This window comes from Kribbella jiaozuonensis (assembly GCF_005233875.1).
In the GTDB taxonomy this organism is placed as follows: Bacteria; Actinomycetota; Actinomycetes; order Propionibacteriales; family Kribbellaceae; genus Kribbella; species Kribbella jiaozuonensis.
Genome location: NZ_SZPZ01000003.1, coordinates 587,200 through 602,216 on the forward strand (window position 1 = coordinate 587,200; position 15,017 = coordinate 602,216).

The window sequence follows — 15,017 nt, forward strand, 5'->3', positions numbered from 1 at the left end:
GGAGTACTTCTATGGCGGCCCGCCGCCCCACGTCTACAACCACGCCCACGCAATCCACCTCCCCGCGCCGCACCACGAGCGCAACCTCGGAGGCCTCCGCACGTCCCCGCCGCCGGCGCCGTTCAGGTGCCGCGCGCAACAACCAGCCGGCTCCCGTCCAGGACCTTGTGGTTGCTGAGAGCAACGACGTTGAAACAGTTGCCCCCGACAACCGCACGTTCGCCGAGCTCGGCGTACCGGCTCCGCTAGTTGCCGCGCTGGACGCATCCGGTGTGACCAGCCCGTTCCCGATCCAGGCAGCAACGTTGCCGGATTCCCTTGCCGGCAAGGATGTTCTCGGCCGCGGCCGGACCGGCTCCGGCAAGACCTACGCATTCGTCCTGCCGGTTCTCGCGCGACTCGCCGCGAGCGGCAGCAAGCGCCGGCCGAACCAGCCGCGCGCTCTGATTCTCGCGCCGACCCGCGAGCTCGCTACCCAGATCCAGGCCTCGATCACCCCGCTCGCGGACACGCTCGGCCTGCGGTCGATGACGATCTTCGGCGGTGTCGGCCACGGCCCGCAGATCAACGGCCTGCGCAAGGGCGCCGACATCGTCGTCGCCTGCCCGGGCCGGCTCGAGGACCACATCCAGGCCGGTCACGCGAAGCTCGGCGCGGTGGAGATCACCGTGCTCGACGAGGCCGACCACATGGCTGACCTCGGCTTCCTCCCCGCCGTACGCCGGATCCTCGAGGCGACCCCGGCCGCGGCCCAGCGACTGCTGTTCTCGGCCACGCTGGACGCCGGCGTCGACGTTCTCGTGCGGCGCTTCATGACCAACCCGGTCACGCACAGCGTCGACTCGGCGCGCTCACCGGTCGCCAAGATGACCCACCACGTCCTGCACGTCCAGCCGGACACCCGGCTCCCGGTGCTGGTCGACCTGACCGCCGCACCGGGGCGCACGCTGGTGTTCACGCGGACGAAGTACGGCGCCAAGTCCCTGACCAAAAAGCTGATCGCCCAGGGCGTGCCCGCCGTCGAGCTCCACGGGAACCTGTCGCAGGGTGCCCGCACGCGGAACCTCGAGGCGTTCTCGGACGGTACGGCGAAGACGCTGGTCGCGACCGACATCGCCGCCCGCGGCATCCATGTCGACAATGTGACCTTGGTCATCCACGCCGACCCGCCCATCGAGCACAAGGCGTACCTGCACCGCTCCGGCCGTACGGCGCGCGCCGGCGCCGAGGGGACCGTGGTCACGCTGATGACCGACGACCAGGTCCGCGACGTCCGCGACCTGACCCGCAAGGCCGGCATCGCCGCGACCGTCACCAAGCTCACCACCGGCGACCCGCTGCTGTCCGAGCTGGCTCCCGGCGAGCGCACGTACGTCGAGCCGACGGCCACGCCGGTGCAGACCGAACGCGTCGCGGGCTCGACCGGCGGCGGCTCGGGCCGCGGTGGTCGCCGTCGGCGCGCTGCGGGCTCCGCCCAGCCGGCGACCGGCAACCGGTCAAACCAAAACCGGTCGGGCCAAAAGCGGTCAAGCCAGTCCGGCGCCGGCCAGTCGACCGGCCGCTCCAGGTCCCGTGCCGGTTCGGGCGGCCCGAAGAGCTACAGCACGAGTACTCCGGGATCGGCGGCTCGCCCCGCCGGAGCCGCTGCGTTCTCCGCGGGATCGCGCGCCGGCAGCTCCCGCCGAGGTCGCTGACACCACCGGTCGCTCGTCGAGACGATCGGCGCGCAGGCACCCCCGGGACGCTACGTTGGATCTGTGATTCGTACAGTTCTGGGGGACCTGCGGCCCGACGCGCTCGGCATCACCGACTCGCACGACCACCTGTTCTTCCGCTCGGCGGCCCTTCCCGGGCAGGAGCTGGACGATGAGGCCGCCGCGGTGGCCGAAGTACGTGCCTTCGCGGACGCCGGTGGCCAATCGATCGTCCAATGGACCCCGTACGGGCTGAACCGGCGCGCCGAGTTGTTGCCTGGAATCTCAACCAGGACAGGGGTTTCGATCGTCGCGGCGACCGGCCTGCATCGGCGCGAGCATTATGCCGACGGATTCGTCGACAAGGTGCAGGACCAGCTCGCCGACATCTTCGTGCGCGAGCTGACTGCGGGTATCGGCGACACCCAGGTGCGTGCGGGCCTGATCAAGGTGGCCAGCGGTTTCCACGTCCTCGACGCGCACGCCGAGCTGGTGATGCGGGCCGCGGCCGAGGCGCATCACGTGACGAATGCGCCGATCGCCATCCACCACGAGCTGGGTTCGGCGGCAGACGCCGTACTCGATCTGCTGGTCGACAAGCTCGACGTGGATCCGCGTGCTGTCATCCTCGGGCACCTCAACCGCTTCCCGGATCACCGGGTGCAGTTGGAGCTCGCGCAGCGGGGTGCGTGGCTCGCGTTCGACGGGCCGTCGCGGGCCAACAACGCCACCGACCCGCGGATGATGGACTGCTTGGCTGCGCTGATCGATGCCGGGTACTCCGACCGCCTGCTGCTCGGCGGCGATACGACGACCGCTCGCGCGCGGGCCGCCACCGGTGAAGGCCCGGGTATGCCGTACCTGTTGACGCACCTGCGGCCGCGGATCACGCGGTACTTCGGTGCTGACGTCGCGGACGCCGTGTTCCGGAACAACCCAGCGCGTGCCTTCACCACGGATTGGCGGGCCTAGCGGTACCTTCCCGGCATGAGCGTGATCGCGCAGGTCTTCGTGGTGATTGCCGGCATCTTCCATCTGTTCGTGTTTGCGATGGAGAGCCTGCTGTTCCGCAAGCCGAGCACCTATCGGCGGTTCCTGGTCAAGGACGACACCGAGATGGCGGCCGCGCGGCCGTGGGCGTTCAACCAGGGCTTCTACAACCTGTTCCTCGCGGTCGGCGCGCTCGGCGGCCTGATCTGGAGTGGCGACAAGGGACACGCCATCGCGCTGTTCGCATGTGCGTGCATGGCCGGGGCCGGCGTCGTCCTCCTCGCCTCCGATCGCCGGATGCTTCGTGCTGCAGCGACCCAGGCCGTCCCGCCGATTGTTGCCTTGGTGCTCGCCGCCTTGACTTAAAGTCCACTTGAGGGCGGAGCCTTCTCGGCATGACCACCCTTGCCGAGCCCACGGCCAGCACTGAGACAGGCGGCGTCCTCTCCCCGCAGTACCGCGCGTTGACGGTCGGGATGGTTGCCCTGATCACCCTCGTCGCGTTCGAGTCACTGGCCGTCGCGACCGCGATGCCGACGGTCGCGCAGGCGCTCGACGGGCTTTCCCTGTATGCGCTCGCGTTCGGTGGACCGCTCGCGTCCGGTGTGGTCGCGATGGTTGTCTCGGGCACCTGGAGCGACCTGAAGGGCCCGGCCCGGCCGCTCTGGCACGGTACGGCGTGGTTCCTGGGCGGACTGCTCATCGCCGGGTTCGCGCCGACGATGGAGGTCCTGGTCGTCGGCCGGATCATCCAGGGCTACGGCTCGGGTCTGCTCACGGTCGCGCTGTACGTCGTCGTCGGGCAGCTGTATCCGGCCAGGTTGCGCCCGAAGATCTTCGCGGCGTTCGCGACCGGCTGGGTCGTCCCGTCGTTGGTCGGCCCCGCGATCGCGGGGTTGATCGTCGAGCACACCAGTTGGCGGTTCGTGTTCCTCGCCGTACCGGCGCTTGCGGTGCCGGCTGCTCTGGTGATGCGGCCCGGTCTGGCGCGGGCGGGCGAGCACGAAGCGCGTCAAGGAAAGCTGTGGGACAAGCGGGCGATGTGGGCGGTTGCGGCTGCCGTTGGGGTCGGTCTGCTGCACTACGGCGGCCAGCAGCGCGGCGTACTGCAGGTGGCGCTGCTGGTGATTGGTCTGGCCGGCGTGATTGCGTTCGGGCCGCGGTTGCTGCCGGCCGGGACGTTCGTGTTCGGGCGCGGGCTGCCGTCGGTGGTCGCGTTGCGTGGTCTGGTCGCTGCGTCCGGGTTCGGTGCGGAGGTGTTCCTTCCGCTCATGCTGACCCGGGAGCGCGGGCTGTCGCCGGCGCTGGCGGGTCTGGTGCTGACGGTGAGTGCGCTGAGTTGGACGGCGGCGTCCTGGTACCGCGGGCGGCCGAACCAGCCGTTCTCGCACTCGGTGTTCCTGCAGGGCGGGATGGTGCTGATCGTGCTGGGGATCGTCACCGCGACGCTGACGCTCAACCCGCACGTTCCGGTACTCGTGGGGATCCTCGGTTGGAGTCTGACCGGGCTCGGGATGGGGACCGTGTTCCCGACGCTGTCGGTGTTGACCCTGGAGTACTCCGAGCGGGACGAGCAGGGTGCGAACAGCTCCGCCGCGCAGTTGAGCGACTCGTTGTCGACGGCAACAGTGTTGGCGATCGGCGGATCGTTGTTCGCGGCAATCGAGCCGCATTCCGACATCACGGCGTACGTCGTGGCGTTCGGGCTCCCGGCGCTGCTCGCTTTGATCGGCGTACAGGCCGGTCGGCGTACTACTCCTTAGAGCCGGTCACCGCGATGCTGGCGCCGAGACCGATGATCATCAGGCCGCCGGTACCGCCGACCAGCTCGAGCCGGCGCGGTGAGCGGGCGAACCACTCGCGCGCCGTGCCGGCCACGACCGCCCAGACGCTGTCGGAGCAGAGCGCGATCAGGATGAAGATCAGCCCGAGGACCAGGATCTGCGCCCATGCCGGGCTGCTCGCGCCCTTGTCCACGAACTGCGGGAGCACGGCCGCGAAGAACACCGCGGTCTTGGCGTTGGTCACGCCGACCAGGAACCCTTGGCGGACGGTCTTCCGGCTGCTGCCCGGCTTGACCCCGTTCGCCAGCGCTTCCGCCAGCGACTTCCGCGACCGGAACGCCTGCACCCCGAGATAGATCAGGTACGCCGCTCCGCCGAGCTTCACCACGGTCAACGCGATCGCACTGGCTGCGATCAGCGTGCCGAGCCCGAGCGCGATCAGCACCAGCATGACGGCAGCCCCGACCGTGTTCCCGATCATCGTCAGCACCGCCTCGCGCCGCCCGACCGCGAGCGCGCGGCCCACGATGAACAACACGCTGGGCCCCGGAACCACGATGATGATGAACGCGGTGATCGCAAACGCGAGCAAGTGATGAGCGGACGGCATCTCCCCAGAGTAAATGCGACGCCGTCGCGCCGCACCCGACTATCCGCCGGGTGGGACAGTCAGGTTGCTGTAGCCAAGGACTGGCGGATCGCCTCGGTCAGGGAGCCTAGGTCCTGGGGGCCGTTGTGGCGGTGGTTGTTGATGAAGAAGGTGGGGGTGCCGGCTACGCCGCTGCGGTCGGCCGAGTCGATGTCTTGGGCGATCCGGGTGGCGAAGTCGTGGGAGGTGAGGTCGGTGCGGAAGCGCTGCAGGTCGAGTTGCAGGTCGGCGGCGTACTTCAGGATGCGCTCGAGTTCGAGGTTCTGCTGGTTGGCCAGGAGCAGGTCGTGCATCGGCCAGAACTTGCCCTGTCGTCCGGCCGACTCGGCTGCCTCCGCCGCCAGTTGAGCGTGCGGGTGGACGTCGTGCAGCGGCAGATGGCGCCAGACGTACCGGATGTAGCTGTTCGTGGCGATCAATTCGCGGGCCGTCGGTGCGGCCATCTGCGTCCACGGGCACTCGAAGTCGCCGTACTCGACCACCGTGACCACGGCGTCCGCCGGACCGCGCACATGGTCGCGGTTCGGGTCCACTGGAGTCGCCAGATCGACCAGCTGAGGACCGGTGCCCAGTAGAGCCCGGGTGTGACCGGCCATCACGCGGTAGAAGACCAGAGTGATGACGGAAGCGGCCACAGCGGCCGCGAGTACGCCGATCTTGGCCTCCTCGAGCGCCTTGCCAGTGAGAGCCAGGTCAGCAATCAGCAGCGAGACCGTGAACGGCACCCCGGCGATCAGTCCGCTCCCCACGACGCCGGCCCAGCCGACGGACGGCCGCACCGAGCCATGCGTGGTCCTCATGAGCGCCCACGACGTCCCAGCGACCGCAACCGGCTTGCCGACCACAAACGCAACGAACAGACCGACAGCGACAGGCGCGGTCAGAGCGTCCGCCAGCAGACTAGGCCGCAGCGAGATGCCCGCGTTGGCCAGCGCGAACAGCGGCACGATCACATAGCTCGTCGCGCTGTGGTACGTGTGCTGCAGGCGAGCATTGGCCGACAGCGTCCCGGTCAGACCGGTGGTCGCTTCCCGTACTAGCTCCGGCGTCGGCTGCTCACGGAACAGCCGGACCAACGTGGTCGCCTGCTCGAGCGCATCCCGTCGCGGCAGGTACGCCGACGTGGCCAGCCCGACCGCCAGACCCGTGACCACCGGGTCGATCCCGCTGGACAGCAGCGCGCACCACAGCACCACAGCGAGCGCAGTGAAGACCACCCGCCGCTGCCGGTACGGAATCCGCCTGGTCGCCAGCAGACCGCCGTACGCCGCGATCGCGACAAGCAAACCGACTAGGTGCACCTCGCTGGTGTAGGCGACCGCGATCACCACGAGCGCCACCACGTCGTCGACGACGAACACGGTCAGCAGGAAGGTCCGGATCCGGTCCGGTACCTGCTTCCCGGCCACTGCGAGCACACCGAGGGCCAGCGCGGTGTCTGTGGACATCGCAGCGCCCCAGCCGTGCAGTCCGGCGCCGGAGTGGTTGAAGGCCAGGTAGATCAGCACCGGTAGGACCATCCCTGCCAGGCCGGCGGCGAGTGGCAGGACCAGCCGGCGGCGTTCACGCAGCTCACCGAGGTCGAACTCGCGGCGTGCCTCGAGCCCGACGACCAGGAAGAACAGGGTCATCAGGCCGCTGTTCACCCAGGTCCGGAGGTCGAGGTTCGCGGACAGTGGGCCGATCCGGATCGGCAGCTCGGTCGTCCAGAAGCTCTCGTACCCGGTACCGCTGATGTTGGCCCACGCCAGTGCCACCACGATCGCACCGACCAGCACCGCCGCACTGGCCGCCTCGGTGCGCAGAAACGCGCGCAGCGGACTGGTAGCGGCACTCGTCATCGACATCCCGCTGGGGTCGAGCTGGGTCATCTGTTGTTGATCTCCTGCAGTGTCCAGGTGTTGCCGTCCGGGTCGGCGAGCTCGGCCATGCTGGCGTAGGGCATGCGATCGGGATCGAGGCCGGGAGCGAGTTCGCCGGCCCAGGTGTCGATCGGTTCCTTGTGCCGGATGTCGCCGATCTTGATGCCGTTGGCAACCAGTTCCCGGTGGGCGGCCTCGAGGTCGTCGACGACGAGGTAGTTGGTACGCGCCGAGCCCGGCGCCGCATCGGTCAGCCCTTCGCCGAACTGGATCGAGCAGGCCGAGCCCGGCGGCGTCACCTGAACGACGCGGAACCCGTCGCGCGGGTGGTAGTCGACGTCGACGTTGAAGCCGAGCGATCGGTAGAAGGCGAGCGACGCGTCCACGTCGCTGACCGGCAGAGTGAGAACTTCGATTCTGTAATCCATCACATGTCCAGGACGAGATCGGTCGTCGGACGGGCGCAGCACAGCAGCGTCTGACCGTCCGGCGGCGGTTCGAGTGGGGTTGGGGAGTAGCTGACTTCTCCCGACAGCAAAGGGGTGACGCAGGTCTGGCACACCCCGGTCCGGCAGCTCCAGCGCGTCGGAACGTCGCATGCGTCCGCCAGGTCGAGCAGGCTGCCGTCCCGCATCGCGGTAGAGATGCCGCTGCGGGCGAAAGTCACCTGTGGTCCATCGCCGGGTGGTCCGTCCGGCTGGTGCGGCGTACGGGCGATCTGGTCGACCAGGCCTGGGTTGATCGCCGCCAGCGCACCGAACAGCTCGGTGTGGACCTGAGTCACCCCGACCGCGCTCAAAGCAGCCTGCATGTCGGTCATGAAGGCGGCCGGTCCGCAGATGTACGCCGTTGCGTCGGACGGCAACGCCAGCTCGGCCAGCTTCTCCTTGGTGAGCCGGCCGTCGACCGAGCTGTAGTAGATGCGCTCTTGGCCGTTGGGGATCTTCGCGAGCAGTTCGTGCGCCTCGGAGGCGAGTGGATGCTCGGACGGGCCTCGGGCGGTGTGGATCCACCAGACTTCGCGAGAGCTGCCGGCCAGTGCATGGAGCATCGCGAGGACCGGTGTCAGCCCGATCCCGGCCGAGAGCAGTACGACGGGCATGGAACCGTCCTGCAATATGAAGTCGCCGCGGGGTGCGGCGACATCGACGACCGCCCCGGCAGCCAGCTGAGTCATATAGCCGCTGCCAACGCCATGCGGCTCGCGTTTGACGCTGACGCGGTAGTCGGGCGTCGACGACAGCGAGTAGCTGCGCACCGCATCCGGCAGCCGGAAGGTCAGGTACTGCCCGGGGAGAGCAGCCGGCAGGTCGCTGCCATCGAGCGTCGCGAGGCGAACCGAGAACACGTCGGTGCTCTCCGGAACCACATCGGTCACCCGCAACTGGCGAAAGCCGTCCCACGCCGGCTTCGGCGTGTCTTCCGCGGCCAGCAGATCCTGGAACGACCCCAGCCACCCAGGACTCAACGCCGGGATCTGTACGGCGACCTGCAGCTTGGCCCGATCCCGGTGTGGCAGGTAGAGCAGTGCATCCGTGTCGGCCACGCTGAGCGCGCCCGGTCCGGTCGAGACCTTCACGATCGCGTCGCCGGCTCGTACCGGTCCTTCCGTGATCACGCGGCAGTAGAACCCGGGCCGGTGGTGGCTCACGAGCAGGGCGGGCAGCTCGGGCTCGCCCATCCGCAGACCGACCCGGTAGCAGGTCACCCGTGGTTGCGTGACCTCCAGCTCGGCGCCACCGATCCGGTACCGGTCACCGATGCACACCTCGTCGTCGGGCAGCCCGTCGATGGTCAGGTTCTCGCCGAACTGCCCGTAGACCAGGTCGTCCCGTCCGAAGTGCTTCTCCCAGTGACGGTACGAATCGATCTGGTAGACCATCACCGCCCGCTGCTCGCCACCGTGGCCGCCCTTGTCGCCCTGGCCGTCGCCGTCCAGGTTCAGCCGCCGGACCATCACCGGTCCGTCGACCGGCTGCTTCCAGACGCCGGTGAAGACGGTCTTCCCGTTCCACTCGACGTTCTTCGGCATTCCGACGTTGACCGACAACACGGTGGCTGTGCTCATCAGGACAGTTCCTCCACTGTCAGGTCGCGGTCGACTCCATGCGAGATCACACCCTGACCAGGCTCCTGCCGCATCCGCTTCCCGTCCAGCTCCACCCCCACCTTGTCCGGTTCGAACGACACCATCCCGGAGATCCGGCGTACCTCGGTCCAGGCGTCCTCGTACGACCACGCCGCCCGTTGCGCCGTACCGATGTCGTAGTAGCTGCACAGGCCCTTGTAAGGGCAGAAGGTCTGGCCCTCGACCGGTGTGAGGGCACCGTCGGTCACGTCTTCCCGCGGTACGTACCAGCGCGGCGCGAAGCCCGATTCGAAGAGCACCAGCGGACGTGACGAGTCGGCGACGACCTGGTCGCCGTCACGGACGATCAGGTGCCGGCTGGTCTGCCGGATGTCGATCCGGTGGTACGCGTCAGCCGCGTGGCCGACGATCCGCTCGTCCTCCTCGTAGAACGCGTCCATCGCCCGCCACGCGAACGCGACCCGGCCCTTCAGCTCGCTCGCGTAGTCCGGCAGCTCGACGTGCTGCCACGCGGACCGCGGTTTGCTCGCGTCACCAGCACTCACGGTGTACCAAGCGGTCGCCCCGAGGTCCTTGTGCTGCGTGGTCCGGTCCTCCGACTTCAGTACGTCGGCCACCACGTCCTCCACCGGGAAGTACGCCACCGGATACCGCGCCGGCTCGTGCAGTAGTACGACGTCCTCGCTGTCCGCGATCCAGTTGTCGCCGAAACGTACCCGCATCCGCCGCCGCGCCGGCTCGGCGTACAGCATCCGCTCCGGCAGCTCGACCGGGACCAAGAACCGTCCGATCGCGCCGGTCCCCAGTGGACCTTGTTGCCAGGCCAGTCCCATCACTCATCTCCGTTCAGATCAGCAGAACGCTTACGGAACCCGAACGGCTCTGAGCGCTGCTCGTGGCACCGCTAGAGGGTGCGGCAGGCGTGGACCGGTTCGCATCTGCCACTGGCTAGCCACTCCGCGAGCTGGCCTGCCGGAGATACCTTGAGGCTGTGCTTCCTCCCCATCGCTCCCTTGAGCTGACCGGGCGTGACGCGGAACGCGACGCGCTGGATCAGCTTGTTGCTGCAGTCTGCTCCGGGGAGAGCCGGGCGCTGGTGCTGTCCGGCGAGGCCGGCGTCGGCAAGACGGCGCTGATGGACCACCTCGCGGCTCAGGCGCACCGCGGCCAGGTAGTCCGGGTCTCTGGTGTGCAGTCGGAGATGGAGCTGGCCTTCGCTGCCCTCCACCAGGTCTGTGCGCCTGCGCTGGGTCTGCTCGATCGAGTGCCGGCCCCGCAGGCCGAGGCGCTGCGTACGGTCTTCGGCATCAGCGCCGGGCCGCCGCCGGACATGTTCCTGATCGGTCTCGGCGTTCTGAGTCTGCTGGCTGAGGCTGCGGTCGACCAGCCGCTGCTGTGCCTGGTCGACGACCAGCAGTGGCTGGACCGGTGCTCTGCGCAGATCCTGTCGTTCGTGGCCCGTCGGCTGGGTGCGGAGTCGCTTGGCCTGGTCTTCGCGACCCGTGAGGTCGGACCGATCCTCCAGGGCCTGCCGGAGTACCAGATCGGCGGCCTGCGTGACGCCGATGCGCGCTCGCTGCTGGACGCCGTGCTTACAGTGCCGATCGATGCGCAGGTGCGCAACCAGTTGGTCGCTGAGGCGCACGGGAACCCGCTGGCGTTGCTGGAACTGCCGCGTGGGCTGACGCCGGCGCAACTGGCCGGCGGCTTCGGGCTACCCGGCGCGAGTGGCATCGAGGAGAGCTTCGTGCAGCGGGTGACCGCGATGCCGGCCGAGACACGTCGGCTGCTCCTGCTCGCCGCGGCTGAACCGTCCGGTGACGACGCGTTGGTACGGCGGGCCGCCGTACGGCTCGGGATCGATCCGCAGGCAGCAGCGCCGGCGACCGATGCGGGGCTGGCGGAGTTCGCTAACCGGATTCGGTTCCGGCATCCGCTGGTGCGGTCTGCGGCGTACTGCTCCGCGTCCGCGGCCGAGCAGCGTGAGGTACACCAGGCGCTGGCCGCGGAGACTGACGCGGAGGCCGATCCGGATCGGCGAGCGTGGCATCGGGCGCAGGGTGCGGCGGGGCCGGACGAGGAGATTGCCGAGGAGCTGGAGCGGTCGGCCGGGCGGGCGCAGGCTCGGAGTGGGTTTGCGGCGACGGCTGCGTTCCTGCAGCGGTCCGCTGCGCTGACGATTGATCCGGTGAAGCGAGCCGGCCGGGCGCTGGCAGCTGCACAGGCCGAACTGCAGACCGGTGCGTTCGACTCGGCGGCCGAGCTGCTCGCCATGGCGGAGGGGGAGCAGCTCAGTGAGCTCCAGCGGGCTCGGGCCGATCTCGTGCACGCACAGCTTGCGTTCCTGACCAATAGAGGGAACGACGCGCCGCAGCTGATGCTGAAGGCGGCCAGACGGCTCGAGAAGGTCGACGTGGTGCTGGCGCGTACGACGTACCTGGACGCGTTGTCGGCGGCGATCTTTGCCGGTCACCTGGCGACACCGGACGGCGATGTGCTCGCTGTTGCGCAGGAGGCCGCTGCTGCGCCGCAACCTGCGGTCACACGCTCTGTGGACCTGCTACTGGAGGGATCTGCGCTCTACTACCGGGACGGGTACGCCGCAAGTGCCCCGACGTTGCACAAGGCTCTGGCCGGCTTCGGGCCCGGTCTGTCGGTCGAGGAGGAGTTGCAGCTGCTGTGGATGGCTGCCACGACCGCACTGCGGTTGTGGGACGCGGACCGGTGGGCGGAGTTGTCCCGGCGGCACGTGCAGCTCGTGCGGCAGACCGGAGTACTCAGTGATGTCGCGTTGGCCCTCACCTCGCTGGCCTATGTCTCGGTGTTCGCCGGCGACCTGGAGGCGGCGGCGTCTTTGACTGACGAAGCGGAGGCCGCGAACGAGGTGACCGGCGGCAAGCTTGCGCCGTACGGTCGGCTTGCGCTGGCGGCGTTCCGTGGGGATCGGTCGGAGACGCTGGCGCTGGCTGAGGCGACGAAGCGGGACGGAAGCCGACGTGGTGAAGGCATCGGCGTCGCCTTCGCGGACTGGGCATCCGCAGTACTCGCCAACGGGCTCGGCCGGTACCAGGACGCGCTTGACGCGGCGCAACGGTCGGCTGAGGACCGCTCGATCATCCTCGTGCACAGTGAGCTGGTCGAGGCCGCGGTTCGGACCGGTGCGATCGACACCGCGCATCGGGCCGCACAGACGCTCCAGGAGATGGCCACGGCGACCGGCACGGACTGGGCGCTTGGAGTGTCCGCGCGGTGCCGTGCGATGGTCACTGCCGGCGAGACGGCCGAGGGGCTGTACCGCGAGGCCATCACTCACCTGGAGAAGACCGCGCTGAAGGTCGAGCTCGCCCGGGCCCAGTTGCTGTACGGCGAGTGGCTGCGGCGGGAGCGTCGCCGTACGGATGCCCGCGAATACCTGCGCACTGCGCACTCCGGCTTCGAGGCTATGGGACTGGCCGGGTTCGCCGACCGGGCGCGACGTGAACTCCAGGCTGCCGGCGGCACTGCCCGGAAGCGGGTTGTGCCGACCAGGACCGAGCTGACCGCACAAGAGGCTCAGATAGCTCGAATGGCTCGTGACGGGCTCTCGAACCCGGAGATCGCCACGCGGCTCTTCATCAGCGCCCGGACCGTCCAGTACCACCTCCGGAAGGTCTTCTCGAAGCTGGAGATCGCCTCCCGCAGCCAGCTCGATCAGGTGTTGCCACGCTAGTCCCACCTCCGCAGTTCCGGGGGTGTTGGCCGCTACGCTGCTCTCGATGCTTCTGACTGTGGTGGCGCATGCCCTGACGCCCGCGCTGCGTGGACTCGTGCTCGGCGGTGACAGCGATCCTGATGCGTCGGGTCTCGAGTCGGCGCGGGAGCTGAAGCTGTCTGCCGACGCGGTGTACGCCGGGCCCGAGCGGGCCGCCGTACGCACCGCCTCCGCGCTCGGGCTAGACCCGGTAGTGGAGCCGGCGCTGCGGGACCGTGAGTACGGCGAATGGGCCGGGCGTGAGCTGGAGGACCTGCTCGCCGCGGAGCCCTCGCAGGTGGCGGCGTGGCTCGATCGGCCGCACACCGCGACACCCGGCGGCGAGACGGAGAACGACCTGATCGCGCGGGTCGCCGACTGGCTGGGAGATGTTGCCGAGCGCCACAAAGACGGCGAGTCGGTGATCGCGGTCGTGCACCCGGCGGTGGCCCGGGCGATCGTGCTGTACGTCGTCGATGCGCCGGCCGAGTCGCTCCGGCACGTCGACGTACGGCCGTTGGCGATGGTCAACCTCTCCCTGCACGTCGGATCCTGGTCACTCGCGCTCGACTGAGCGATATCCACAGGCCATCGCCTGACGGGATGCGGGAGACCTCGTCGCCTGGCAGACTGCCGTCAGTCCGGTCTCACGCCCAGGTGACCGGCTGTCACGGGGAGTCACGCCATGGACGAGCTGGCTGAGCGGTATCGCGCCAATCTCGAGGTGCTGGAAGCTGCCCGCATGCGCCTGCAGACCGCGGTCGACGCCGGTACTGCGAACGACGCCCAGCGGCGACGGCTCGAGACCGTCAAGGAATTGCTCACGCCGGTCACGGTCTCGGCAGTGGATGCCGAGGGCAACGTCCTCGGTCCAGCGGCCGCGGAAGTTCCTCAAAGTCGATCCGGAGGGACACGGCCGGGCTGTCGAAGTACTGGGGGATGTCGAGCACGCGAAGAACGTTGCGGTGTTGGTACCTGGGATGGGGAACAGCCTCGACACGTTTCGTGGGCAGTCCGATCGTGGCGACCTGATCCGGCAGGAGGCCGGTCCGTCGGACACGGCTGTGGTGGTGTGGCTCGACTACGACTCTCCTCAAGGGCTGGTGCAGGCGGCGAGCAAGGACGCGGCGCTGGAGGGCGGGCCGCGGCTGGCGGAGTTCCTGCACGAGCTCGATCAGCTGAAGGCCGACGATGCCGAGGTCACGGCGGTCGCGCATTCGTACGGCACCGACGTACTCGGGCAGGCGCTGCTGGACGGCGGACGGGCGAAGCGGGTGGTGATGACGGGGTCGCCGGGCATCACGAAGTACGTCGATGAGGCTGCCGACTTCGTCCAACCGCCGAGCCGGCTGTACGTCGAGCGCGCGCCGGGGGACTACGTCGCGTACTCCGAATGGCACGGGCCTGACCCGGCGACCTTCCCCGACGCGATCCGGATGGCGACGAACGACCCGATCGCCAACGACGAGGCGGTGTCGGTGCACTGGCACAACGAGTACTACCGGCCGAACAGCGAGGCGCTTCGGAACATCGGACGGGTGGTGCGCGGGGATCTGGGGTCGATCACGACGACTGACACCAGCCGGTCTGCGGAGACCAAGTTGGTGCTGGGGACCTCGTGGGGCGGGCCGTTGAACGCGGTCGCGGGTGCGGCCTCGAAGGTGTACGACGGTGTTGTGGCTCTGACCAATCCGTCGCAGGCATCCGCTCGGGCTGCTGCCTCAGGAGTCGGCGGGTCGAGTGCTGCAGCTCGGGCGACTGGGGTTACGCGGGGTCGGCGGGCGGAAGGGCCGCGGCGATGACGGGCGGGCGGGAGTTCTTGCGGAACGAGTTGGTGGCGGTGGCGTCAGTCGTCGTACCGGATCAGGAGCCTGTGGTCACGCATGATCCTGGGCCGGTGAACCCGGGGGTGTTGTTCGACGGGCGTGGGGCTGCGACCGTTTGTCGGGTTTCGGTCGAGACGGGCAATCCGAAGGACCCGGATCCGGCAGCGGCTGTCTCGGCTGCGGCGGAAGCGTTGCGCGCTCGAGGATGGAACGCCGAGGTGTCGGCGCCGGAGGACGGGCACTACCGGGTCGCGGCGTCGCGTGACGGGTTCGAGGTCGCCGTACATGCGTGGGCGTCGGACTGGCGGATCACGTTCACCGGGGAGACACCGCTCGTTTCCTGACAACGAAAACGCGGCGTGGTGTCGCGTGGGTTGGCCGCAGGGTGTATCA

Annotated in this window: 13 protein-coding genes; 8 read left to right on the forward strand and 5 right to left on the reverse strand. The window is 68.9% G+C overall.

All coding sequences use genetic code 11. The features are described from left to right. Positions 1-167: 167 nt before the first annotated feature. The 4 genes from FDA38_RS22565 (at position 168) to FDA38_RS22580 (ending at position 4,447) form a co-directional block, all read left to right on the forward strand. Positions 168-1,694, forward strand: a complete 1,527-nt coding sequence (locus FDA38_RS22565; RefSeq protein WP_137256068.1) for a DEAD/DEAH box helicase — start codon at positions 168-170, stop codon at positions 1,692-1,694. 63 nt (positions 1,695-1,757) lie between these two features. Beyond that, positions 1,758-2,666 (forward strand): phosphotriesterase family protein, encoded by a 909-nt coding sequence (locus FDA38_RS22570; protein ID WP_202877785.1) that lies wholly within the window; start codon positions 1,758-1,760, stop codon positions 2,664-2,666. A 15-nt stretch (positions 2,667-2,681) separates the two neighbouring features. Continuing rightward, positions 2,682-3,050 (forward strand): DUF1304 domain-containing protein, encoded by a 369-nt coding sequence (locus FDA38_RS22575; protein ID WP_137256070.1) that lies wholly within the window; start codon positions 2,682-2,684, stop codon positions 3,048-3,050. 29 nt (positions 3,051-3,079) lie between these two features. Then, a complete protein-coding gene (locus FDA38_RS22580) occupies positions 3,080-4,447 on the forward strand; it encodes an MFS transporter (RefSeq protein ID WP_137256071.1) in 1,368 nt (455 codons plus the stop codon). Here the strand turns inward: FDA38_RS22580 and FDA38_RS22585 are convergent. From FDA38_RS22585 to FDA38_RS22605, 5 genes are read right to left on the reverse strand one after another with little or no spacing between them, the layout of a single operon-like run. Next, positions 4,437-5,078 carry a LysE family translocator gene (locus FDA38_RS22585; RefSeq protein WP_137256072.1) on the reverse strand — a complete coding sequence of 214 codons (642 nt, stop codon included), beginning with the start codon at positions 5,076-5,078 and terminating at the stop codon, positions 4,437-4,439. The two genes, FDA38_RS22580 and FDA38_RS22585, sit on opposite strands and share 11 nt — an antisense overlap. A 59-nt stretch (positions 5,079-5,137) precedes the next feature. Next, positions 5,138-6,988 carry a Na+/H+ antiporter NhaA gene (locus tag FDA38_RS22590; RefSeq protein WP_137256073.1) on the reverse strand — a complete coding sequence of 617 codons (1,851 nt, stop codon included), beginning with the start codon at positions 6,986-6,988 and terminating at the stop codon, positions 5,138-5,140. Continuing rightward, a complete protein-coding gene (locus FDA38_RS22595; RefSeq protein WP_137256074.1) occupies positions 6,985-7,407 on the reverse strand; it encodes a VOC family protein in 423 nt (140 codons plus the stop codon). The genes FDA38_RS22590 and FDA38_RS22595 overlap by 4 nt, the downstream gene beginning before the upstream one ends. Continuing rightward, a complete protein-coding gene (locus tag FDA38_RS22600; RefSeq protein ID WP_137256075.1) occupies positions 7,407-9,047 on the reverse strand; it encodes an MOSC and FAD-binding oxidoreductase domain-containing protein in 1,641 nt (546 codons plus the stop codon). The genes FDA38_RS22595 and FDA38_RS22600 overlap by 1 nt, the downstream gene beginning before the upstream one ends. Next, positions 9,047-9,901 carry a DUF427 domain-containing protein gene (locus tag FDA38_RS22605; protein ID WP_137256076.1) on the reverse strand — a complete coding sequence of 285 codons (855 nt, stop codon included), beginning with the start codon at positions 9,899-9,901 and terminating at the stop codon, positions 9,047-9,049. The genes FDA38_RS22600 and FDA38_RS22605 overlap by 1 nt, the downstream gene beginning before the upstream one ends. A 158-nt stretch (positions 9,902-10,059) precedes the next feature. On the opposite strand from FDA38_RS22605, the gene FDA38_RS22610 reads away from it, so the two are divergent. The 4 genes from FDA38_RS22610 (at position 10,060) to FDA38_RS22625 (ending at position 14,968) form a co-directional block, all read left to right on the forward strand. Next, positions 10,060-12,777, forward strand: a complete 2,718-nt coding sequence (locus tag FDA38_RS22610) for a helix-turn-helix transcriptional regulator (protein WP_137256077.1) — start codon at positions 10,060-10,062, stop codon at positions 12,775-12,777. 46 nt (positions 12,778-12,823) lie between these two features. Continuing rightward, complete coding sequence (locus tag FDA38_RS22615; RefSeq protein ID WP_137256078.1) at positions 12,824-13,372, forward strand: histidine phosphatase family protein; 549 nt, start codon at positions 12,824-12,826, stop codon at positions 13,370-13,372. A 274-nt stretch (positions 13,373-13,646) separates the two neighbouring features. Beyond that, positions 13,647-14,600 carry an alpha/beta hydrolase gene (locus tag FDA38_RS22620; protein WP_137256079.1) on the forward strand — a complete coding sequence of 318 codons (954 nt, stop codon included), beginning with the start codon at positions 13,647-13,649 and terminating at the stop codon, positions 14,598-14,600. Then, entirely contained in the window at positions 14,597-14,968 is a 372-nt protein-coding gene (locus FDA38_RS22625; protein WP_137256080.1) for a hypothetical protein, read from the forward strand. Before FDA38_RS22620 ends, FDA38_RS22625 begins: the two co-directional genes overlap by 4 nt. Positions 14,969-15,017 lie beyond the last annotated feature (49 nt).

Bases quoted from the DNA above. Each gene is read 5' to 3' on its own strand.
- FDA38_RS22615 (WP_137256078.1), top strand. From the start codon at position 12,824: ATGCTTCTGACTGTGGTGGCGCATGCCCTGACGCCCGCGCTGCGTGGA.
- FDA38_RS22580 (WP_137256071.1), top strand. From the start codon at position 3,080: ATGACCACCCTTGCCGAGCCCACGGCCAGCACTGAGACAGGCGGCGTC.
- FDA38_RS22590 (WP_137256073.1), bottom strand. From the start codon at position 6,988: ATGACCCAGCTCGACCCCAGCGGGATGTCGATGACGAGTGCCGCTACC.
- FDA38_RS22575 (WP_137256070.1), top strand. From the start codon at position 2,682: ATGAGCGTGATCGCGCAGGTCTTCGTGGTGATTGCCGGCATCTTCCAT.
- FDA38_RS22600 (WP_137256075.1), bottom strand. From the start codon at position 9,047: ATGAGCACAGCCACCGTGTTGTCGGTCAACGTCGGAATGCCGAAGAAC.
- FDA38_RS22585 (WP_137256072.1), bottom strand. From the start codon at position 5,078: ATGCCGTCCGCTCATCACTTGCTCGCGTTTGCGATCACCGCGTTCATC.
- FDA38_RS22595 (WP_137256074.1), bottom strand. From the start codon at position 7,407: ATGGATTACAGAATCGAAGTTCTCACTCTGCCGGTCAGCGACGTGGAC.
- FDA38_RS22625 (WP_137256080.1), top strand. From the start codon at position 14,597: ATGACGGGCGGGCGGGAGTTCTTGCGGAACGAGTTGGTGGCGGTGGCG.
- FDA38_RS22620 (WP_137256079.1), top strand. From the start codon at position 13,647: ATGCCGAGGGCAACGTCCTCGGTCCAGCGGCCGCGGAAGTTCCTCAAA.
- FDA38_RS22605 (WP_137256076.1), bottom strand. From the start codon at position 9,901: ATGGGACTGGCCTGGCAACAAGGTCCACTGGGGACCGGCGCGATCGGA.